Here is a 23623-nt window from a genome sequence, read left to right as displayed (position 1 = left end):
GCTTTTACAGCAGGTAAGATTTGCACAGCAATCAATCCACTATGACCTGTGAAGCGATGATAAAAACACTCCTGAAAACCCTCTGGCCGTTTTTCCTTCTTGCCAGCACGGTAAGCCTGGCCCTGGCTGGCCCCATGAGTCAGTCCGAACTGCCCATGAGCCAACCCAACTTTCAGGGATTTGTACCTGAAAACCGCAATCGTGATGAGCGCGAAGAAGATCCCAACCTGGTCCGCCTGATGATTCATCCCACCCTGACCGAGGTTGCCGATAAACTGTTGGATGAATACCAGGCCCAGAACCCGGATTCCCGCTTTCGGATCCATCAGGGCAGCCAGAACGATCTGCTGGATCTGATTGAAGACAACTACACTTTTGACCTGCTCTTGGATGCCGAAATTGCCGAAGGAATGGAAATGGTCGAGCAGGGTCGAGCGGTGGAAACCCGTGTACTGGCTTTAGGCCGAGTGGCCCTCTGGGCACCACTGGAGACTGTCAGGAGCATCAATGTACTTTCTCTGAGAGATGATAAAATCGGCTTGCACCATGAATCCTCACCTTATCACCGGGCCGGCAAGGAAATTCTGGAGCGCCATGAGCTGCTGGAAGACTACCGCTCGCGCCTGGAGCCGGTGCCTCTGGGCCAAAGCCTCTACGAACAAGTCAATGACCGGGAGATTCCAGCAGCCTTTATTGAATACCACCGTATTGTCCAGGCGGGCATTCAAAGACGCCGCGAAGTGCTGAAAATGCCTGCCGATCATCATGGTTCCATTACCCATTCGGCCACCCTGATGCGTGAGGGGGCCGATCGTGACCGGGTGATGAATTTCTGGGAATACCTGTTCAGCGACTCAGCCCAAAAAATACTGGAAGACGCCGGTTTTGACTAGAAACCCTACGATTACGCCTTGTATTTAAAAGCAACAATACAAACACTTGTTTAAATTAGGTGTATAGCCTAAAGTTGCAATAAGCAGCTTAATACAGGCAAAAATATGCACCTACAAGAACAAACAGCCCACAATCCCAAAGAAACTCTGTTTCTGTTTCGCAACCAGTTGACCTACCGGGTTCAGCTCTGGACTCTGTTGGTGCTTCTGCCCTTGATCGCCTTGCAAGTCTGGCAAGGCAGCTTTTTGCTAACCCTGATCCTGGTGGCTTTCACTGGTTTCCTGATTTACAGCCTTTCCCGGGGACAAAACCGGCCTTTACAAGACCACCAGGCTTGGGGTTTTGTGCTCTTTGCCAGCAGCAGTGTACTCTACTCCACTTGGCTGAATGCCCACCAGGGGGTTTATTGGGCTTTTCCCGTCATCGCCACCTATTTTTTCCTGCTCAGGCCAGATACCTCCAAAAAAGCAGCTCTCACCTTCATCCTGCTTTTTATTCCCTTGATTTTTCTGCGGCTTCCACCCGATGAAGCCCTGCGGGTAATTCTTGCCCTGGCCATCAGCACCCTGCTGGTCAGCTACTTTGCAACCGTAGTACTGCAGCTGCACAAAAACCTGGTCAAACTGGCCACCTGCGATCCCCTCACTGGCTGCCTCAACCGCAGCCAGCTGGAAAGCCTGCTTAGCAGGGCACTGGAAGAGCACAAAAAAAACTCGACGCCTTACAGTCTGCTGCTTCTGGACCTGGATCACTTCAAGGAGGTCAATGACCGTCATGGCCATCATGCCGGGGATGAGGTTCTGGTGGGTTTTGCTCAAACGGTTAAAAGCTGCCTGCGGCCTCAAGACCAGCTTTTCAGACTGGGTGGGGAGGAGTTTCTAGTGTTCTTTCACAACTGCGAAGAAACAGAAGCCATCAAGGCAACCGAACGGTTACTGACTAAAATCCGCGCCAGCGAGTTCAGCCACGGGCTGCAAGTGACCGCTAGCGCGGGAATCGCCACAGCCCACAGTGAATATACGGACTGGTCACTGTGGCTGCATCAGGCTGATGAAGTGCTTTATCAGGCCAAAACCGAAGGCAGAGACAGCTATAGAGTGGCAAACAGCCATTAAGCTGCCTGGTGTTCACGTGGCTGGACAACCAACATGGCTTCAATGCTCAGGTGATAGTCCAGGGCTTCCCACTCAAGGCCCGTACCATCACAAATCAAACGCCAAGTGCGAAGCTGGGATTGTGTCGCTTTTTCCAGCTCTGGATACCAGCTCATGGGCGTGGAAATTACCGACGATGCTCAGCAAGAATTTTTAACTCAGATCTAAAATATATTTTTATTTAAAAATAGTGGTTTGGTCAAGCAGTCTTCGAACAAACTCTTTCTCGCCATAAGTGCTCCAGTGATCAGTATCCGTCCATAGCCAGCCCTGACAGCTTATAAAGTCATTCTTCATATTTAAATCAACAAACTTTTGCAAGTTAACATACACTACACTTGATGAATAAAGCTTCCCAGAAATATAGTCACTAAGATTTGAATAAATCTTACGTTGCCCAGGCCTTAGTTGGTATTCATAATCACAACCATGCTCCAAGATATATGAATCACTGATTTGCGGTTCAACTCTTGGACCCAGCCAGTAAACACTTCGATACTGAGCAAGATCCTCCAAATAGTTTACTATAGATTCAACAGCTCCATCTTGAACATGAAACCAATCAGGGTTCATTGGCTCAACCAAATCAAACTCTTCGAACATATCTCGGCCTAACTGTGTTCTATAACCGTCATATTTTTCAAGCAAACGAAATCCAGATTGATGAAAAATAATATTATTTATATAATCTACATTCTCCTTGACAAATTCTTTTGCATGCTCATACTGACAATGCGGTTCAGGATTATCGATTCGACAACCACCTTTCACTGAACCAATTATGAATTCATCAGGATTATTTATTGCATACCCATTAAAAAGATCAATACCATGACTATCTCCAATAATAAAATCAGCTGCACCATACTCTTCATAGCAAGCTTTCATCTTATCTAAGAAGCCTTGATCAAATGATAAGGTCCTTAAATGACACTCATTTAAATTGGCCCTGTTTGATTTGGCACTATCAATTATCTCATAAATCTGAGTCTGGTGAGGATTTCGTGCAACCCACTGTTGCTTGAGACCCTCCGTCATCACACCCCATCCACCAACAATTATAAATAAAACTGCCACGCCAACCGACAAGTATACGAAACGAGATCTAGATACCTGAAAAATTTTACCCTTTTTTCTAAAAGGAATCTCAACATACTTCCAAGTTATAAAAGCCAGAAGCAAAGACAAAACAACAAGAAAAAACATTTGCAGCAATGAAAGTGACTCGAATGGACCGATGCGAGAAAAGGCAAAAATTGGCTGGTGCCACAAATAAGCACTAAAACTTATCAAGCCAATGGCTACAAGTGGCCTCCAACTTAGAATTTTGCCAACTAGACTCTCTTGATCACAGAACAAAATTAAAAAAGCCGTTCCCACAACGGGAATCAATGTATAATACGAAGGAGTTGGAGTATTTTCGTGGAAAAATAAAACACTGTAAAGAATAGCTAAAAAACCGATTAAAGATAAAAGCAGACTTTCACGCTTCTCCCTGTAATAAAGATACAAGGCACAGATAACCCCAACTCCCAGCTCCCAAGCACGAGTCAAGAGAAGAAAGAAATTTGCTTCTGGGTGGTTACGCCAGCCAAACTCGGTTAGAAAAAAACTAAACACAACAATAGCTATAACAACCCTGACAAAATAGCTTTTGCCTTTAGGCCAAAGCCATACCATCAATAATGGAAAAAATATATAAAATTGCTCTTCTACACCCAAACTCCATGTATGCAACATTGGATTATTCTCAGCAGCTGGAGCAAAATAGTCTGCCTGTTTAAAAAAAAGAATATTGGATGAAAAGAAAACGATAGCAATTAAAGACTTTGAATAATTTTCAAATTGATATGGCAACATCCAGTACCAAGCAAAAGGAAAAGTGCAAATAATCACAAAGAAAAGAGCTGGTAAAATCCTTCTTGCTCGCCTCTCATAAAAATTTGAAAATGTAAATTTATCGCTATCCATTTCCTGAAGCAGGATAGTGGTAATAAGATATCCACTTATAACAAAAAAAACATCAACACCAACATAGCCACCTGTAAAAAAAGGAAAGCCGGCATGAAAAAAAATAACCGGCAATACTGCAATTGCCCTAAGGCCGTCAATCTCACGTCTATATTGCATAAAAAGAACCTTCAACTGATTCAACAGGTGGCCATATAGTTAATCTGAATTTTCAGAAACCAACGCTTCAAAAGCTTACAAGCAAACATAGCTGCCTTAAACTTCCAGTCTTTCCCAGCTGGCATCCAGGTTTTCTGCCGTTTTGCTGTTGGTCACCACGGCATAGCTGGCTTTTTCCGGCTGCAGGTAGGTTTTGGCAACCCGCTGCAAGTCCTCAAAAGTGACCTGCAAGACCTGCTTCCGGTAAGCTTTGCGCTGCTCCGGAGTACGCCCAAAGAGGCTGGAGTGGTAGGCCTGACGGGCATCGCCTGCCGGTGAACCCGGCTTGTCGATACTGGATACCACCCCCAGTATGGCTTCTTCCAGTTGTTGCGGATCAGCCTGCTCAGCCAGCAACCAGTCCACAGAAGCAGTGAAATCAGCCAGGGTTTCTTCCAGGCGCGGATCACGGTAGGAAAAGAAACGGAACACCCCTTCAGCATTATCCTGAGCCGCACCAGCACCATAGGCCCCGCCCTGCTCACGAATGGCACGATGCAGATAACCATTACGCAGATAGTCGCCCAGAAGGGTCAGGGCTGCTGCATCGGGATGGCTGGAAGCGACGCTGGGAAACGCCAGAGCACAGAAATTGACCTGGGTTGAGGTCAGCCAGGCCTGCTTGACGGGTTCCCGCAGGGTCGGCAACTGAAAGGCTGCAAAATCCCCGGAAGCAGGCAGGCGGGACCAGGTCTGCTCAAGCGAGTTCACCAACTGTTGCTGGTCGTCTTCTTCGGCAACCAGCAAAAAACGCCTGGGGGTTGTCTGCATCTTGTGATGCAAGGCTTGCAGTCTGGACATCAGCTCATCCAGTGCAGCTTCATCTTGAAGACACTTATCCAGCTCCTTGCTAGCCTGAATTCCGGTCAAGCCTCGCGTCAACTGGGCAAAATAACCGGCAGGACTGAAACGGGAAGAAGCAGCCAACATGGCCAGGGCATGACCTTTGCCAGTAATGGATTGGACACGACGCGAAGCCTGCTGGGCGACTAGTTCACGAATTCGCGACCCTTCATCAAAGCGTGCCTTTTCCAGAGTTTCAGCCATCAGCTCCTGCAAAGCCTTTTGATTGACGGCCAAAGCCTTCCCGGACAACACCAGATAGCCTTTCACCTGCTGGATATCCTCAATACCGGCCTTGACCGTAACCCCGGCACTGAAGCCACCGGTAATTTCACTTTGCAAGGCCTGGTTTTCACGGTAATCGCGTTCACCGCAGCCCAGCTCGGTCAGACAATGGGTGTACAAGGGCAAGAGCTGCTGCTCTTCTTCCGTCAACTGGGGCAAATCCAGCAGGGCCTGCACATAAACCAGACCATTGGTGCCTGCTGAAAACCAGGTTGCCGACAAGGAGCCAGCAGCCAGTTCCTTGGATTCCGGCAGATGCAAATCCAGGGGCACATCTTCAAGAGTCACCTTTGGCAACAGAGCATCATCATCCACCTGCTGCTGGCGGGCATCCAGATCCTTGGCACGCTGTACAATGGCCTGCTTTTCTTCGTCGCTCAACTGAGCCTTGATGGCGGTCAGGCGTTCGGCTTCAGCCGCTTCGCGCAGCGTGTTCATCCGGTTGTCCGGGCGCAGAGTCACTCGCACCCGATGCGGATTATCCAACAGCCATCTGCGAATCAGATTGGGAATAAAAACCGGATCTTTCACCTTGTCACGCAAACGCTCCAAAGCGGGATCAATATTCAAAAGGCCGGCCAGATCACCCCGGTGAACAGCCGCTGACAAACCTCCCAGCATCAGCTGCAGACCAAAAGGCATACCGTCACCGGTGATTTCACGCTGACTCAGCTCCAACTGGTGCAACTGGGCTTCCACACTGCGCTGATCCACGCCTTCATCGGCCACCTTCTGTAGAGTGTCCAGAACCAGTTGTTCAAACTCAGCTGCTTTTTCCGGTTCACTGCCTTCCAGGCCACAAAGAAAACTCATCTCACGGTTGGAATCCTCCAGGCCACACATGGGTGAAGGCCCGGTGCCCAGATCGGTTGACTCCAAAGCAGCCAGCAAAGGTGAGCTGGAATTATCCAGAAGCACCCGAGTCAACAGATGAGCATCCAGCAAGTCATCAATCCTGATCGAGCGTGGCAGCATCCAACCCAGAACATGATGGGTCTGCTGACTCAGGTCTTCCTGATCCAGCGCATAGGCTTCTTCCACACGAAGAGGTGCGAAATAACGCTTTTCATCGGGCACCTGAAAAATTTCGGTTTCCTTTTCAAAGTGCTGCAATGCCAGGTCATGCAATTGACCCTGCAGCTCCTCCACATCCAGGTTGCCAAAGGTCATGAAAATGGCGTTGGACGGGTGGTAGTGGCTCTTGTAAAAATCCACCAATTGCTTGTAAGTCAGATCAGGAATGCAATCCGGATCACCCCCGGAATTGTGATGATAGGTTGTGGTGGGAAACAGGTGTTTGGTCAGCGTCTGGTATAAAGTCGCAACCGGGGAACTCATGGCCCCCTTCATCTCATTGTAAACCACACCCTTGTAAACCAAGTCAGATTCAGGGTTATCCGGTTCGGAAAACTCCACACGGTGGCCTTCCTGGGCAAAATCCAGAGGGTCCAGCTTGGAGAAAAAAGCGGCATCCACATAAACCTTCAGAAGGTTATCAAAATCCTTTTCATTCAAGGTGGCAAAAGGGTAAGCCGTCCAGTCACTGCTGGTCAGGGCATTCATAAAAGTGTTCAGGGAACGGCGCAGCATCATGAAAAAAGGATCACGCACCGGGTACTTCTCGCTGCCACACAGGGCAGTGTGCTCCAGCATATGCGCCACCCCGGTGGAGTCTTCCGGCAAGGTGCGAAACGCCACCAGAAACACTTTTTCATCCTGATCTGCAGCCAGATGATAGTGCCTGGCACCCGTCTGGATATGTTCAAACTCCTGAACTTCCAGATTGAGAGAAGGCACCGCCTGGGTGCCAAGAAAACGGAAACTGGAATGCTGCTTGGAAATTGCAGTCATAAACACCTTGAAAACAATAGAAAAAAGAATAAATCAGAACGAATGGTACACAGCCAGACCCCAGGCATCAGGTGACACCAAAGGGAGCAAAGTCGTGTTTTCGCTGCGCTCGAAAGGACTGTAACGCAAAGTCAGATGCCCCAAACCCCAACCCACAAGACTACCGGCCAGGGTATCCGAAGCCCAGTGCGCATCTTCATTGATGCGGCTAAGAGCCGTCGCCGTTGCCAGGCCGTAGGCACCCCAGTACACCAGTGGGCGATGTTTGTAGCGCTCGGCAAAGACCGTCATGGAAGCAAAAGCACCGGATGAATGCCCGGAAAAGAAAGCCATCCCCCCTTCACCCCAGAGGTTGGAATCACCACCGGAGTCACGGGGCCTCTCCCGGCCAGTGATCCGTTTGGAGCTTTCAGCAAAAGCCTGACTGATCAACACCGACTGCAGCGACAGGAAAGTGGTATCCATCAGGTACTGGTCATCCAACACCAACGCGGAAATCGAAGTAGCCCCATGCACCCACAAGGCTCCGGTTGGAGAGCCTATATCGTACAAAAAACCCTCGGTCCACTCGTCCAGCCCATCGCTTTGGACGTTATCGAACCAGTAATCACGAATTTGTTCATCCTGGGTATACACCAGACCAACGGCTCCCAACGCCAGAGCATTACGCTTCAGCTTATCAGACTCCAGAGTGAAAATTTCTCCGGCAGCCGCCGCCGGTATGCGGTAGAAGTTAGCCAAGTAATTGCCAGCTTCTGATGAAGATTGCGACTCTTCAGCTTTGGCAGGCAAGATAAACCCAAGCAGAGCCAGTATTAGCAATATTCTCATTTGCATTTCTTTTTCCTCATCGAACGCTTCAAAGTTTTAATAGGGTTTATCTTGTTGTTCTGCACAAACCGAATCCATGCAGCCAGATTATTTGAGAAGTCCTGATCGAAACAACGCGAAAAAAAAATCTCAAAATACTCATCAGGCACCCGCATTCTGCGCAGTGACCAGGCAAAAATATATTTCTTAACCACTTTAGGCAGCCAAACAGGCAAACGCCTCACATCATCGGTATCAATCAAGAACAGCCTGAAGCCTTCAGCCTCATTGCGAAAAAGAATATTACTTTTTACCAGGTCAGGCTGATATACACCTGATGCATACATACGGCGAATGATATCAGCCACCGCCATGAACACACTTTCACGCCGAGAATCATCCTTATGAGCTGCAAACCACTCCCCCAACGTAGAGTTGGCATCCACCTCGCGATAGACAAAGACCCCTTTGCGATTCAGTAGCGACGGCTGAGTAATACAAGCCAGTGGCTCAATTGCAGGAATGCCCACTTGATGCAGTAGCAAAGCTCCTTGATAGCTTTTTACAGCGAAATTAGATACCAGATTTTTAAGCCGGAACTCGAGACGGCGGCCAAAACGTGAATCACCAAAATCTGCAAAAAACTTGACCACCAAAGCTTGACCATCAAGGCGTACAAAATAGATTCTGTGGCCTGCACGGCGCATCCCAGCCAAACGTCTGGAAACTTCAAGACCCTCAACACTAGTCAGGTATTTTTCAGCATCTTCGGTTCCGATCAGGCTCAACTCAAGGGCTCTAATAAAGGATTCAGGCAACTTGTTGCATTTTTTATTGATAAGAATCTGCAAAATTCTGAAACCTCATAAATTGAACAAGTGAGAGCAAAAAAATAATATATACTTTTTCTTATTGCCCGAGAACATCATCAAAAAGCTGGCAATAATTTTTAATAGTTTGCTTTATATTAAAGTTGTTTTTTATATGTATTTGTGCTGCACGGCCCATTTCCTGACGCTTTTTATCATCTTCCAATAACTCTGTGAATGCATTTGCTAAAGCACGTGAATTCGCAGGTGGAACTATTAGTCCAGTTATACCTTCTTGAATAAGCTCAGGACTTCCACCAGAGTCAGTAACAACGGCAGGTACCTGCTGAGCCATACCTTCAATGATAGCTCGGGGTAAGCCCTCACGACGAAGTGATGCAAGAGTAATTATGTCAAATTCACCAGCCATTTGAGGTGCTTGGGTTTGAAAACCAAGAAAATGAATACGCTCCTTACAAGGAGAATCTTCATAGGCTTCCTGGAAGCTCTGATCATAAGGCTTACCGATAAAAACCAGATGCGCATTAAGGCTTTCAGGAATCAAAGGCATAGCTTGTATAAGCTCCTTAATACCTTTCCTAGATTTCAAGCGAGATACACAGCCAATCACCTTGCTTCCAGCAGGTACACCAGCATGAGTTAGCAAGGGTTTGTTAATTGAGTCACTATTATAGGAATACCACTCAAGGTCATGCCCTTTATAAATGGTACAAGTATTTTCTTCATTGAAAAGATTGAAAAAAAGGAGAAACTTTTTGTTGAGGTAATAATCTTGAATAGCTTTGCATACACAGACAGTATTTTTAATTGCGGGATTAAGAAAAGTCAGCCAAGAGAAAGGGTCCCAGTAACTTAAATTTCCAATAATGCCACGATAAGCAAGTATTGGGATGCTCTCATCACCGATACTTGCTAGAATATAGTTACTTAGCGCACGTTTACGATAAGCGTAAATCAAATCAAAGTTATGTTTTTTCTTAAGGTTCTTAATGCACTTGATAACGTGTACATCCAACTTTGAACGCACTTTCAATTCAACAACTTCAACTCCAGCTTCTTTTAAAACAGAAACATTCGGCGTGTTCGGCTCACAAATAACAACAGCTTGGTATCCACAATCTTGAAGACCTAAAATAGTATAAGCTTCACCATTGTCAACAAGTGAGTCAAATAAATAAAGCACCTTTGCATTAGATTTGGTCATGAAAAACACCTATAAACGACAAGAAGTAGTCAACAATGAATTTTGTTTGTACTATTTCGATGTAATTTTAAAACATTATTTAGATAACCTAACAGCTTATCTGTCTGATAAGCTCTAGTATAATATTCTGAGTTGGTAAAATTGAATTCTAAAGATTTATTTTCAAAATTAGAAAGAAAATCATCTACTTCATCAGCAGTTTCAGCATTCATCCCGCTATTAGTCTCAAGCATGATTTTCTCAATTTCCGACCCTGATCCACCTAACATAAGAACAGGCTTTCTGACTGAAAGATAATCATAGAACTTGACGGGCAGTTGGCCTTTTCCTGATGAGGCTGGCAATACGGCAATGTCAGCCGAAGAAATTGCTCGCGTAATAGCTGTCTTGGATACGATGCCATGAAAATTGACAAGAGCATCTACTCCTGATTCCGTCATAATGTCCCTAATAAGCTTTTCACTAGGTCCATAATATTCTAGGATCACTTTATTTTTATTATTTACCATTCCTTTCAGAAGTTCATTTACTCCTTTTTTCTGGATGGGATACACAGTACCAGCAATAATAAGCCGCAAGGTATCTATAGCAGCACCATAACTATCAACAAACTTTTTATCAGCCTCATCATAGCCATTATATACAATGTAAATAGGTATTATTTCACCGTGAACAGATTTCAAAATGGATGCGAACCCCTGAGAAACAGTAACTAATGCTGATGACTTTTTTATAATATTCTTTTCAATCAAACGATTAACAAATGTATCTCGATTTTGATGTTCATTGCCCACCCAAGGGTCACGATACTCTGCAACCCAGGGCAAGCCGGTTGCTTGTGATGTGAAATAAGCTGCTAAATGAGGATACTTAGGTCCATAAGTGCTAAGAAGAATATCAAAGTTATTATTTTTATGTAGTTTCTTTGCAAGTTTATAAGTACGTAAAACCCACAGCCAGCCTTTTGCTGACGGCTTGAAGCCATGTTTACCTTTTATATCACTTCGTCCCCATGGCATAATCCGGTGAACGGTTAAATTAGGAACATCTTCAAGAATTTTAAGCAACTCGTAGTCATCACGTTTACGGGTTTGCTCCGCGCTGATAACTGTTACCTTGGCACCCGCTTCAGCCATATATTTTGCCTGAAACATAGCACGCTGAGAAGCAACAATGTTTACTGGAGGAAAAGCATAAGCAATATAAAGCACATTCATAACAATCGACTCCAAAAAACTATAAATAAAGCTACATGTGAAGCTTAATTTTAGACTCGGTTTTTTTAATAATTATTTTCCTATCAAATTTTTCTAGAGCAGTGCGGCGCGCATTTTTTCCTATACATGAAATAAGTGACCTATCATAAAAGAGTTTTAAAACAGTAGCTACAAGCTCTTCTTGAGAGTACTCTTCAACTAGAAATCCATTAATTTGGTCATCGATAGCTTCTGGAATTCCAGCATGCTTGCTTCCAATCACTACAACTTCTGAAGACATCGCTTCTTGAATAATTGAAGGCAAACCTTCGGTTGCTCCTTTCTTATCAGTAACTGAGTGTTGAATAAGAATACTGGTGTCTGCCATATGAGATGCAACTTCAGAGTGAGGCTGGGAGCCTAAAAAAATAATATTATTTTCAATACCAAGCTCATATGCCAACTTTTTAGCTTCTGTAAGAAGAGGACCACTACCAATCATGTATAGCTTTGAGTCTGGAAAACTACTGACAATTTCAGAAAATGACCTAATTATAAATAACGGCTGCTTTTTTTCAACAAAACGACCGGCATATAAAATTTTATTTGGATCTTTTATTGACGGCTTAAATAAATCTGTATCAACTCCACTTGGAATTATATAGCACTTGGGCAGCACAACCCCAGAGCTTTTTAGGTTGTTTAGTAATGAGTTAGAAACAGAAAATACTGCTGCAGATGATTTGACAACACTTTTATACAACTTCAATTTTCTCTTAACTCTTATTCCTGAGGATGCATCACTACCCCTAAAATAAATAAAATATGGGATATCCATTTCTTTGGCCACATCCGAAAACACTCCTGCCAAATGTCCAAACTCAGCAATAATACACTCAACTTCATTATCAAGAATAAATTTTTTTAAACCTCTCTTATTACCAAAAATAACAGAGTTATAAGGCCTTCCTAGAATTTTGTTTACAATTGGCCGTATTAATTTAACCAATCTTGATTCACTATAGGAAAAAATTGGGCGCTGCTTATTGTTTTCAGAAAACGAGCTATCAAATGATCTGGCAACAATTACTGTATTACCATCAAAAAGAAATTCAACATGCCTAATCACAAAAGTTTCAGAAACCATTGGATATCCACTTGTAACAATTGCAACCTTAGGCATGATTTGCAGCTCCATCTTGTTCACTAAACTTATAAAAATATGAGAGAACGATTCCAAAAACAATTGTGAATAGTCTTTCAGTATCTGACCTAATCAAAAAGGAACCGAAAAAATTGGCAACAAAATAGAATACCAAAATAAGCGAGAGGGAATAAAAAAGCCCTGATGTTAATTTCCTAAATCTATATAATCCAAAACACTTCAATAAAGCCCAGATAAAAAACCACCATACAATTAAGGTATAAAAAACGCCATAGCGTACTGACAGCTCAATATATGAGCTGTGTAATTGATCAAACTGTCTTTGGAAGTATTCATTACCTGATAGGCTTATAATAAGTTCACCACCCATGTTCCCCCAACCCAAAAGCGGTCTTTCCAATATACCTTCAAGTCCTAGAGACCACATCTGTATGCGGTAACCCCAACTGGTATCGGGCACTGCCTTTATATCTCCAGTTACAACCCCCCATAGCATCTGAAGTTCTGGTAGAGTTTTATTAATTAAACCTAAACCATTTGCTAAAATAGCGCCGAGCAGAGCCAATATAAAAATACTAATAGAAATATGTTTTATCCATTTTTTAAAGAACGCCACGCCTTCACTAAAAACTGATAAAACAAATATCAAAGAAATACTAATAAGCACTGATAAAAGAGCTGTCCTTGACTGCGTATACAGTATCATTACAAAAAAATAAGAGCTAAAAGAAAGCGCTATTAAAAATTTGAATTTTGTTGAACTTTTTTCCAATATGTCAACAACAACAAAAACCATAAAAAACAAAGCAACCGATAAGATCAAACCTGCTCTTATCGGATTAAGGTGGAACGCTAGTCTTTGTCCATCCAGAGAATTTAATAGATTATTTTCAGCGCCAGGCGACCATGGTGCAATAAAAACCCCTGCAATAAACGAAAGAACTATTGCCATGACCCACTTAAACTCTCCTTTGAGTATCAAAGCCAGCGGCAATAAAAACACATAACGAAGGTATTCTCTAAGACCTAACATTTGTGCATTTAGTTCTGGTCTTTGAATAAACATAAAAGTCCAGCTTAGTAATGGAATAACACCTACAGCAACCACAAAGTAAAATGGTGGGGTTCTAAAAACCAAGCTAAAATTAGACTTTAAGTTAGAAACAAAGTATATAATCCCAAGAAGATATATCAAATACTCCAAAGCCACCGGGTCTTCAAGCATTGAGAAATACAAAAACAAATACAAAGAATAAAGGAATATAACAAGCAATCTCAATGCCTCTATTTTTCCTTTATACATATAGGAATCTACACTTTTTTTATTAATCATTGTGGTGTTACTTGCTCATGAAATTGCATCTGGTGCAGCTGGGCGTAGATTCCATTCTGACCAATCAGTTCTTCATGGCTACCTTCCTCAGTTATCTCACCCTCCGATACCACCAGAATTCGGTCCGCATTTTCTATGGTTGAGAGGCGATGTGCAATCACAAAAGTAGTTCTGTCCTGCATGACGTACTCCAGTGCCTTTTGGATATAGCGCTCGGATTCGGTATCCAATGCAGAAGTGGCCTCATCCAGTACTAGTATAGGTGCATCCTTGAGGATGGCCCTGGCAATGGCAATCCGTTGTCTCTGTCCACCCGACAGCAGTACGCCGTTATCGCCCACCAAAGTATCCAGGCCATCAGGGAGCTTATCAACAAAATCCATGACATAGGCGGCCTTGGCTGCTGCTTCGATTTGCTCGCGGGAAGGCTCCTTCATACCGTAAGCAATATTCGCAGCCAGGGTGTCATTAAAAAGCGTGACCTGCTGAGTCACGATGGCAATCTGTTCGCGCAGGCTGGTCAGAGTCAATTCCTGAACTGGTATTCCATCCAGAAGAATCTGACCTTCCGAAACCTCGTAAAAGCGTGGAATCAGGCTGGCCAGGGTTGACTTGCCACTGCCTGAACGCCCAACCAGAGCAATCATTTCACCGGGTTTAACATGAAAGTTGATCTTCTTCAGTGCCAGAGGCTGGTCATCTCCATAACGAAAACTCACTTGCTCGAAGACCACTTCGCCCTGGGCTCTTTGCAGGGTTTTAGTGCCTGTATCCGGCTCTGCGGGCATATCCAGAAACACAAAAACATCCTGGGCTGCCGCCAGACCTTTTTGAATTTCATTGTTGATTTCAGTCAGCTGACGCAGGGGTTTGGCCATTAAAGAAGCAGCTGTCAAAAAAGCAATGAACTCACCAGGGGTCATATTCCCCATCAACTCCGGGGAAAGAGCCAGCCAGACCAGAAAGCCCAAGGCAGCAGCAACAATCAATTGCACTACAGGGGTATTGACTGCTTTGGTCAAAGCCATTTTCATCGCCTGGCGGCGGTTGTAATCACTGGCTTTGCTGAATCTCTGATATTCGAAATCACTGCCACCAAAGCTGCGCACCACCCGATAGCCACTGATGGCTTCCGAAGCCACATGGGTTACATCCCCCATGGAGTTCTGAATCCGGCGACTGAGCTTGCGAAAACGCTTACTGGCATAATTGACGGTCAAACCAATAACAGGGGACACAGCGACAAAAATCAGTGCCAACGCCCAGTTGGTCCAGAGCAGATAGCCCATCAGACCAATAACAAACAGACCTTCACGCAAAAGTACGGTAACGGCCTTAGTGGCAGCACCTGTGACCTGTTCAACATTATAAGTCAGGCGGGAAACCAGGTGCCCGGAAGAGTGTTGATCATAAAAACGCGCCGGCAGTACCAGGAAACTCTTGAACAGATCCATACGCAGATGATGCACCAGTTGCCTGGCGATGTGTGCCATAAAGTAGGTGCCCAGAAAAGTACCCACCCCGCGTAACGCAAAAATCCCCACAACAACCAAAGGGAAGAACAAACGCTTGTCTTCCATACCCTGCTCAATGGAATCCACCAGCATTTTCAGGATGTGTGCAAAGGCCGTACTGGAGCCTGCATAAATGGCATAACCCAGAACAGACAACAGAAAAATCGGCCAGTAAGGACGCACATACTTTAATAGACGCTTGTAGGAAGCCCAGCTACTGGCCTCTTTTTTCGTGGGTTCTTGCTTGTTTGTCACTTAAACTCTCACAGTCAATGAAAATAGCAAAAACGGCCATTGTAACCTTTCTGTCGCTTGCTTGTCTTGAAACTGCGGCAGGATGTCACAGCAAGCCAGCTTCCTGACCCAGAGCTTGATTGGCCTGCAACCAGCCTTGAATATGTCCACAGTCAAAAGTACGGCCCTGCATCCGCCAGGCTTCCACTGCATGGCCCTGCTGAATGATTTCTGCAATCGCATCCGTCAGTTGGATTTCATTACCGGCCCCTGGCTGAGTGCGCCCCAGTACCGGCATGATTTCACCGGGCAGGATATAACGACCGATAACCGAAAGACGACTGGGCGCAGCTTCAGGTTTCGGCTTTTCCACCAGCGAAGTAATAGCGGTTGATTCCCCCGCAGCCAGCTCAACACCCTGGCAATCCACAATACCATACTGATCAACCCGCTCAATAGGCACTTCTTCCACCATGATCTGGACGGCCTTGCGAGCTTCAAAAGCTTTCACCATTGACTCAAGATCACCGCCCGTTTCACCCGCTTGGGGTTTAACCAGCACATCCGGCAGAATCACGGCAAAGGGTTCATCCGGCTGCACCAGATAAGCCGCACAGTAAATGGCATGCCCCAGACCCAGAGCGCGATCCTGACGCACACTGGTGATTTTCAGCTCGGGAGGCGCTATGGCTCGCAGAGTTTCCAAGAGCGCAGTTTTGCCTTTCTTCTCCAACTCGGCTTCCAACTCATAATGACCATCAAAATGATCTTCCACCGCTGACTTGCCACTGCGGGTCACCAGAATGATTTCATTCAAACCGGCTGCCAAAGCTTCTTCCACCACATGCTGAATCAAAGGGCGATCCACCACCGGCACCATTTCCTTGGGAATCGCCTTGCTGATAGGCAACAAACGGGTTCCCAAACCGGCTACAGGGATAATGGCTTTACGCAGTTTTGAAGACATGAAAACTCCAAGCTTTCTATATAGTTAAAAATTATTTACAACCCATCGCTCACAGAGTGAGCTCTCACAGAAAACTCCCACAATTCAAACAACTTGCCCTCTCCCAACGCCGGAATAAACCCAGCCCTGTTCGGCCAGTTCTTCGGGGTTGTAGATATTACGTCCATCCAGCAGTAAAGGCTTTTTCATTCGTGACTGAATTGAAGCCAGATCCAGGTTCCAGAACTCTTTCCATTCCGTGACCACCAGAATGGCATCAGCACCCACTGCCGCCGCTTCCGGTGAAGCCGCCACACTCAGGCCTACCTCACCGGCAAAATGTTTCTGTACCGCTGGCAGTGCCCGTGGGTCATAGGCCACCACTTCCACATTATGAGCCAGCAGTGCTTCAATCAGGTGCAAAGCCGGGCTGCCGGAAACACTGGACGTGTTGGGCTTGAAAGAACAGCCCCAAAGAGCCACTTTTTTACCGGCCAGGTTGGCTTTATAAAAACGCCACAGCTTCTGAAACAGCAGGTCTTTTTGCTGATTGTTGATGGTCTGCACACTGGTCAAAAGCCCCTGATCTGCGGTGCGACTGGCCGACAGCTCTGTATTCAACTGCTCCAGCGTCTGCAGAAAAGCTTCGCCACCAAAACCACAACCCGGATACAGATACTGAAAACCAATCCGCGAGTCGGCCCCCATACCCTGGCGCACAGCTTCAATGTCGATACCCTGACGTTCCGCCAACTGGGCCAGCTCATTCATAAAACTCACACGGGTGGCCAGCATACCGTTAATCGCCACCTTGGTCAGTTCCGCTTCTCTGGGGCTCATCACCCGAAAGCGGTCCAGACTGCGGTTAAAGGGTTGCATCAGGCGTTTGATCTGGCGTGTAGCCCAGGCATCGCGACTACCCAGCAAAAGCTGCTCAACACGGGTAAAACTTTCCAGGGCACGACCGGATTGAATAAAATTGGGCCAGAAAACCACCTGGGGTGGCTGGCTGGAAAGACCATTCAATTGTTCCTGCAAAATATCCGTTGTGCCCAGGGGAACCGGCTGCACCAGAGCCACCAGGCGCGGGAAACCTGTTTTTTGCACCACCGCCAGGAGCTCTTCCTGACTGGAAAAATCCCGGGCATCAATCAATAAATCCAGAGCGCTGCTGTCATTCTTATTGAACCCGAAAGCCAACTGCAAACGCCCGTTTTCCAGTTGCTGATCCAGCAGCCGTGACAAATCCGGCTCCACCTCTTCACTGGCCGCACCCGGCAGTTCGCTGACAGTCATACGCACACTGCAACCGGTCGAACCCAAAGCAGCTGCCAGAGTCCAGGCCACCAGGTCTTCGCCAAGAATCAGGATTTTCATTGGTTGCTTCCTCCCTGAATCAGTTTTGAAAGATTAAGGGTAGAGGAATCCATTGTGGGAGCGCAGTCCCCTGCGCGATTATCGCTCGCAGAGCGAGCTCCTACATTATTCAAATACGGCAACAACTCCTTGGCCACCTGCTTACCCAGCTCGACGCCCCATTGGTCAAAAGGGTTGATCCCCCAAAGGCAGGCCTGGGCATAAACCTTATGCTCATACAAGGCGATCAAAGCGCCCAGAGAACGCGCATTCAAGGAATCCACCACCAGGCTGGAAGAAGGTTGGTTACCGGGATAATGTCGAAAAGGGTTATCGGTGGGATCCACCGCAGCATTGCCCAAGGCCAGCACCCGCGATTGGGCCAGGCAGTTGGCAATATTCAATTCGTGCTGGGTCATAAGAGATTCATAGTGGGCTGAATCCTTCATGCTCTCATAGCGGCTGGCGGCAATAATAAAGTCCGAAGCCACCGCCTGGGTGCCCTGATGCAACAACTGGTAAAAAGCATGTTGGGCATTGGCCCCGATTTCACCCCAGAGCACCGGGCAGGTGGCATAATCCAGCGGCACCCCTTCACGGGTGACTGACTTGCCGTTGCTTTCCATTTCCAGCTGTTCCAGGTAAGAAGGGAAATACTTCAAACGCCCGTCATAGGGCAAAATGGCATGGGCACGGATATCCAGGCAATTAACATTCCATACCCCCAGCAGCGCCAGCAACATCGGCAGGTTTTCCAGGGGCGGGGCAGAACGGAAATGCTCATCCAGTTCATGGGCACCAGCCAGCAGTTCGCGGAACACCGGCATACCCAGAGCCAGAGCAATCGGCAGACCAATGGTCGCCCAAAGCGAAAAACGCCCGCCGACCCAGTCCCAGAAATACAGCTGATTCGCTTCCGGCAGGCCCCAGGCGGTCATCTTTTCCGCTGAAGCCGAAACCCCTACAAAATGACAGCGATGCAGCAGCTCGGAATCCGGGCAATAACCACCCAGCCAGGCCCGTACCGTATCGGCATTGGATAGGGTATCGATGGTGGTGAACGACTTGGACGAAATCGTAAAAAGCGTGGTTTCCGGATTCAAATGCGCCAGCAAATCAAATAACTGACTGCCATCAATGGTCGAAGCAAAATGCACCTTCAAATGCGTTGCTTCAGGTCGGGTATACTCGCGCAGCGCCTGAGTCACCATCAAAGGCCCCAGATCACTGCCGCCCACACCCAGATTCACCACGTCGGTGATGCGTTTACCGGAAAACCCACGCCAGACACCGGATTGTACCTTCTCCACCAGAGCAGCCATCCGCTCCAGCTGCTCATCCACCGCCTCAAGACCTGCTGGGCGCTTACCGGAGGGAGCGCGCAAGGCCGTATGCAGTGCAGCCCGGTCTTCGCTCAGATTCACCTTTTCACCGGCAAAGAGCGCAGCAATACGCCCCGGCAAATCCACCTCCAGCGCCAGCTTTTCCAGGGTTTTCAACACCTCAGGTGTTACCCGCTGCTTACTGAAATCCAGCGTCAAAGAACCGGCAGCCACCGTCATCTTTTCCGCCCGCCGGGGATCATCACTGAACAAATCCACCAGAGGTTTTTGCTGTTCAGCCAAGGCCTGTAACTCAGTAAAGGCACGGCGCCGGGTTAACAATTCCTGAGACATAAACTTCCTGATTAATAGCTAACGATCGCTCACTGAGTGAGCTCCTACAACAACCTCCAACTATGGAAGCGCAGCCCTTGTGGGAGCGCAGTCCCCTGCGCGATTCTCAAAAATATCGCTCGCGGAGCGAGCTCCCACAGAAAGCTCCTACTTATGAGACTCCACCATCAAGAACAGCAGGTGATTCAGAATTCGAATCTTATCAGGGTGGGTTTCTTTTTCCAGCTGAATGGCAACTTCTTCACTGACCTTAGCTAAAGCCACTTCACATTCAGCATAAAGATTTTCAGCCTGATGGCGAGTCAAATCACAAACCTGCACTCCAAAGCGTAACAGGTGTTTTTTACCCCACCATTTGCGACTCCCCATCAATGTCAAGGCAGATACATCACTGGGAATGTAAACTGTGGTACTGACGACATCATAAGCCGGTGCCAGGCGAATATGCTGAATATCCTCGTAGACTACCGCAAAGTTTTTCAAGTGAGCATCACCATTCTGCAAGCGATTGTTCAGCACCAACAACTTGAAAAGCTGCTGCAAAGACTCTCTCTTATAAGCAGGCGAGACAAACGTCTTCAGGGTTTTGACCAACTGCTCGTAACTTCCCTCATACTTGTCATCCCGTTTCCGCCCCTGCAAAACACAAAAATCCTCAAAACCCAGTGCCTCGCCAGAAGCCTTTAAATCAAAGCGCTTCATGATAAACAGACGGTCGTCATCAGAGCGATAAAAGTCTGGCACAGGAATACCAGCGGCCTGGACCACCCGCATACACCAATATTCATTCAGAGCCAGCTGCGGGTAATCCTCCCCCCAGGCCTTGACTATATAATCATCCAGGCTAAGCGCAGCCTTGTCTTCAACGCGAGCCAGCACCTTGGGCTGCACACCACTTAAAGCGGATTGCAAAGCAAAGCGCTCAACCAACTCTTCAAACAGGCCTGCATGGCTGGGCTGAAGAAGATCGCTCAAGGATAAAGGAGCAGAAGCTTTTTCACTTTCACCATAGTGCAAACGCCCCCGAATGCCCGGTGCCAGAAGCTCCAGAATCCCCAGATCATCTGTAGTGACCAGCTTGGAGAAATGCCGCTTGATCACCGCCAGCAAATAGCCTTCCGGCAAATGCATCTCGAATACCGGGTGCAAGCAAGGATGCACATAATCCCGTTTGCGCACTGGCATCGTCAGGGAAACAAAATCCGCAGGATCTTCAGACTGATAAATGAAGATCCGTTGGCCATCCTCACGAAACAACTGGCCAGCAGGTCGACCGGCAACGCGAACATCCAAAACCTGGCTGGCTGAACTAGTCATCTTTGGTTTGCTCTCTTAGCTCTTCCAAAGTGGGGAAAGGGGATTTCTCTCGGATAGCCAGTTCATGGCCCAAATAATCCAGCACCTTGATCACCTTACGCACCCCAACATCTCCGGCTCGGCCTGTTTCCAGACTATTCAGAGTGACACGCGATATCTGCAAATGCTCTGCCAGCTGTTGCTGAGAGAAGCCCTGTTCACGGCGCAAGGCCCGAATCTGCCCACCTAACTCCAGAAAATCCATGATCAGCTCAATCAATAATGATCAAAATATTTATCAATATAGGTTGAAAAAATAGATTTGAAAAGTATTTTGTTCTTTTTGGGAGCGCAGCCCCCTGCGCGATTCTCAAAAATATCGCTCGCGGAGCGAGCTCCTACAGCAAGACCTAACAACAAACCCCACCTCTAGGAGGTCGCTCCGCGGCCGATTATTCTTATAAAAGCACTTCAACCTGGGAGTGCAGTCTAGTGGGAGCGCACTCTGTGTGCGATACTTTCCGCTGGCGATACAGTTGTTCAATTTCATCCTTCAAGGCTTCTCTGGCTTCCTGTTGCCCATGCACCAGGCGCACCTGTTTCGGCCAGTGGCGCATGCGTTTGATAAAATTCACCAAATCCTTCTGGTCAGCATGGGCCGAGTAACCACTGATGGTATCGACACCGGCCCGAATCGTATAACGCTGGCCATCCATCTCCACCCAGCCGCCGGAAGGGCCATATTTCTGGATTTTACGCCCCGGTGTGCCGGAGGCCTGATAGCCGACAAAAAGCACCTGATGGCGCTCATCACCCAACAGGGCTTTCAGGTAATTGACGATTCGACCACCGGCACACATGCCACTGGCGGCAATCACCACTGCAGGACGACCGGAGCGCGCCAGGTAGGCTACAGTGTTTTCATGCTCCTCATGGGAGTTAACGGTATAAAGGTTATCAAAATTCAGGGGATGCCGTCCGGCTCGTAAACGTCTTTGTGCTTCCGCATCCCAATAGGGCTTCAACTGCCGATAAACCTGAGTAAAGCGCGATGCCAGGGGCGAATCAACAATGATTTCCAGATCCTTCCAAAGCCCTTTGCTGTCATGCGCCAAACCTTCCAGCTCATATAAAAGCTCCTGGGTGCGACCAATACTGAAAGCCGGAATCATCACCGTACCGCCATTACTCAGGGCTTTTTCAATGGCCCCTTGCAAACGCCTGGCCCGGTCACGGCGGTGTTGATGCAAGCGATCACCATAAGTGCTTTCCAAAACCAGGTAGTCGCATTTATAGGGTGAACGCGGCGCTGGCAGCAAGGGCGACCAGGGTGCTCCCAGATCACCGGAAAACACCACCCGCTCCTTGCGCTTTTCCTGCTTATAGTTAAGCGCCACCTCGACATAACAACTACCCAGAATATGCCCGGCCCGCTTCAACTTCACCTGCATTCCCAGCTCCGGGGTATCCACCAACTGATACCAACGCTTGTAATCCAGAGGAACCAGCTGTTTCTGCACCTGCTCCTGAAAACGCTCAATCAATTGCTGATTGCGGGTAAAACCAATCCGCAAGGCATCCTCAATCACCAGAGGAAGCAAATGCGCGGAAGGCTGGCTACAGAGAATCGGGCCTGTAAAACCCGCTGCCAATAGATAAGGCAAACGCCCGATGTGGTCGATGTGAACATGAGTCACCACCAGAGCTTTGATTCTGGAAATATCAAAGCCCACCTGCAACTGCTCAAAGATATCAGCCGCTTCATCCTCACCCTGAAACAAACCACAATCCACCAGCAGGGATGCATCATCAGAAACAATCAACTCATGGCAGGAACCGGTTACACCAGAACGGCCACCGTGATGAAGAAATTGGGGGAAAGACATAAAACCTCCTTGTAAGTTGAAATTTTTAATCACTCGCGGAGCGAGCTCCCACAGAACCCAACAAAGCTCCCACAAAACCCCAGCAAAGCTCCCACAATGTAGGAGGCCGCTCCGCGGCCGATTGCAGTAGGCGCTGGGTAACAATCAGCTCTTGATCTCTTTCAGCAGGTCGTTGGCTACCACCAGGAACCAAGGGTTGAGGGTTTCGGCAGTATGACTGTAATCCAGCGGCTGACCTTCCAGCGTGGTCACCTGACCGCCTGCTTCCAGAACCACGGCATGGGCAGCCCCAGTATCCCACAGGCAGGTTGGCCCTAAGCGTGGATAGACATCGGCCTCGCCTTCCGCCACCAGGCAGAGTTTCAGCGAACTGCCCATCGGCAGCATCGTATAATCATCAAGGCGTTGCAGCCAATCCTGCATGGCTTCACTGGTGTGGGAGCGGCTACCGACAACACGCCATTGCCTGGGCTTTTGTTGGCAAGCCTGGATGGGCTGACGGCTGGTTTCCTGGCCCTGGTCATCATAAGTCAGCTTACTGGCACCCAAACCTTGCGCTGCTGAATAGGCTTTCTGCAAGGCCGGAGCATCCACCACTCCCAGCACAGGCACGCCCTTTTCAATCAAGGCGATATTAACGGTGAACTCGCCATTACGTTTGATGAATTCCTTGGTGCCATCCAGAGGATCAACCAGCCAATAGCGCCCCTCGTCATCGGCACCGGAAAACCCCTGCAAATCCTCTTCGGAAAAAATGGGAATGCCCGTATCCAAAGCCTCCAGGCCCTGAACAATCAGGTGATGAGCAGCCGAATCAGCCTCGGTCAGCGGCGACTTATCCCCTTTTTCAGCAATGGAAAAATCCCGCGCATAGATGGCCATAATGACCTGTCCCGCTTTGCGGGCCAGTTGTTCAATAGCAGGTTGCAGCCTACTTAAATCCAAAGTCATATTTTTTATCCTTGCCCTCTCCATCGCGAT

The 23623-nt window shown here is 47.5% G+C and carries 19 protein-coding genes; 2 read left to right on the top strand and 17 right to left on the bottom strand.

The genetic code is table 11. The features are described 5' to 3' along the window. Window positions 1–56: 56 nt before the first annotated feature. A complete protein-coding gene (locus tag LG323_RS01775; RefSeq protein ID WP_404418512.1) occupies window positions 57–893 on the top strand; it encodes a molybdate ABC transporter substrate-binding protein in 837 nt (278 codons plus the stop codon). A gap of 105 nt (window positions 894–998) precedes the next feature. Further along, the gene (locus LG323_RS01770; protein WP_404418510.1) at window positions 999–2009 is read left to right on the top strand and encodes a GGDEF domain-containing protein; all 1011 of its coding nucleotides are present in this window, start codon (window positions 999–1001) and stop codon (window positions 2007–2009) included. On the opposite strand, the gene LG323_RS01765 is transcribed toward LG323_RS01770, so the two are convergent. From LG323_RS01765 to cysQ, 17 genes are all read right to left on the bottom strand, one after another. After that, on the bottom strand, window positions 2006–2164 hold the full coding sequence (locus LG323_RS01765) for a DUF2442 domain-containing protein (RefSeq protein WP_404418508.1): 159 nt from the start codon (window positions 2162–2164) through the stop codon (window positions 2006–2008). The genes LG323_RS01770 and LG323_RS01765 overlap by 4 nt on opposite strands. Before the next feature lie 61 nt (window positions 2165–2225). Continuing rightward, window positions 2226–4178: an acyltransferase family protein gene (locus LG323_RS01760; protein ID WP_404418506.1), complete on the bottom strand. Its 1953-nt coding sequence runs from the start codon at window positions 4176–4178 to the stop codon at window positions 2226–2228. Window positions 4179–4274: 96 nt separating this feature from the next. Beyond that, the gene (locus tag LG323_RS01755) at window positions 4275–7196 is read right to left on the bottom strand and encodes an insulinase family protein (RefSeq protein ID WP_404418504.1); all 2922 of its coding nucleotides are present in this window, start codon (window positions 7194–7196) and stop codon (window positions 4275–4277) included. A gap of 33 nt (window positions 7197–7229) precedes the next feature. Further along, entirely contained in the window at window positions 7230–8033 is an 804-nt protein-coding gene (locus LG323_RS01750) for a phosphatase PAP2 family protein (RefSeq protein WP_404418503.1), read from the bottom strand. Beyond that, entirely contained in the window at window positions 8024–8857 is an 834-nt protein-coding gene (locus LG323_RS01745; RefSeq protein ID WP_404418501.1) for a lipopolysaccharide kinase InaA family protein, read from the bottom strand. Before LG323_RS01745 ends, LG323_RS01750 begins: the two co-directional genes overlap by 10 nt. A 58-nt stretch (window positions 8858–8915) precedes the next feature. Then, window positions 8916–10040: a glycosyltransferase family 4 protein gene (locus tag LG323_RS01740; protein ID WP_404418499.1), complete on the bottom strand. Its 1125-nt coding sequence runs from the start codon at window positions 10038–10040 to the stop codon at window positions 8916–8918. 29 nt (window positions 10041–10069) lie between these two features. Continuing rightward, the gene (locus tag LG323_RS01735; RefSeq protein WP_404418497.1) at window positions 10070–11257 is read right to left on the bottom strand and encodes a glycosyltransferase; all 1188 of its coding nucleotides are present in this window, start codon (window positions 11255–11257) and stop codon (window positions 10070–10072) included. 31 nt (window positions 11258–11288) lie between these two features. After that, window positions 11289–12419 (bottom strand): glycosyltransferase family 4 protein, encoded by a 1131-nt coding sequence (locus LG323_RS01730; protein WP_404418495.1) that lies wholly within the window; start codon window positions 12417–12419, stop codon window positions 11289–11291. Continuing rightward, the gene (locus tag LG323_RS01725) at window positions 12412–13704 is read right to left on the bottom strand and encodes an O-antigen ligase family protein (RefSeq protein WP_404418493.1); all 1293 of its coding nucleotides are present in this window, start codon (window positions 13702–13704) and stop codon (window positions 12412–12414) included. Before LG323_RS01725 ends, LG323_RS01730 begins: the two co-directional genes overlap by 8 nt. A gap of 26 nt (window positions 13705–13730) precedes the next feature. After that, window positions 13731–15503: a lipid A export permease/ATP-binding protein MsbA gene (gene msbA, locus LG323_RS01720; RefSeq protein ID WP_404418491.1), complete on the bottom strand. Its 1773-nt coding sequence runs from the start codon at window positions 15501–15503 to the stop codon at window positions 13731–13733. 85 nt (window positions 15504–15588) lie between these two features. Further along, window positions 15589–16449 (bottom strand): UTP--glucose-1-phosphate uridylyltransferase, encoded by an 861-nt coding sequence (locus LG323_RS01715; RefSeq protein ID WP_404418489.1) that lies wholly within the window; start codon window positions 16447–16449, stop codon window positions 15589–15591. Window positions 16450–16533: 84 nt separating this feature from the next. After that, on the bottom strand, window positions 16534–17805 hold the full coding sequence (locus tag LG323_RS01710; protein WP_404418487.1) for a nucleotide sugar dehydrogenase: 1272 nt from the start codon (window positions 17803–17805) through the stop codon (window positions 16534–16536). Next, window positions 17802–19460, bottom strand: a complete 1659-nt coding sequence (gene pgi / locus LG323_RS01705; protein WP_404418485.1) for a glucose-6-phosphate isomerase — start codon at window positions 19458–19460, stop codon at window positions 17802–17804. The genes LG323_RS01710 and pgi overlap by 4 nt, the downstream gene beginning before the upstream one ends. A gap of 147 nt (window positions 19461–19607) precedes the next feature. Then, complete coding sequence (locus tag LG323_RS01700; RefSeq protein ID WP_404418483.1) at window positions 19608–20777, bottom strand: type II toxin-antitoxin system HipA family toxin; 1170 nt, start codon at window positions 20775–20777, stop codon at window positions 19608–19610. Further along, window positions 20770–21021 (bottom strand): helix-turn-helix domain-containing protein, encoded by a 252-nt coding sequence (locus LG323_RS01695; RefSeq protein WP_404418481.1) that lies wholly within the window; start codon window positions 21019–21021, stop codon window positions 20770–20772. Before LG323_RS01695 ends, LG323_RS01700 begins: the two co-directional genes overlap by 8 nt. 193 nt (window positions 21022–21214) lie before the next feature. Further along, a complete protein-coding gene (locus LG323_RS01690) occupies window positions 21215–22642 on the bottom strand; it encodes an MBL fold metallo-hydrolase (protein WP_404418480.1) in 1428 nt (475 codons plus the stop codon). Between the two features lie 144 nt (window positions 22643–22786). Next, complete coding sequence (gene cysQ, locus LG323_RS01685) at window positions 22787–23593, bottom strand: 3'(2'),5'-bisphosphate nucleotidase CysQ (protein ID WP_404418478.1); 807 nt, start codon at window positions 23591–23593, stop codon at window positions 22787–22789. Window positions 23594–23623: the final 30 nt, after the last annotated feature.

The sequence above is a fragment of the Marinospirillum sp. genome, from assembly GCF_044810985.1.
Taxonomy (GTDB): Bacteria; Pseudomonadota; Gammaproteobacteria; order Pseudomonadales; family Halomonadaceae; genus Marinospirillum.
This window is presented reverse-complemented; position numbering and strand designations above follow the sequence as displayed.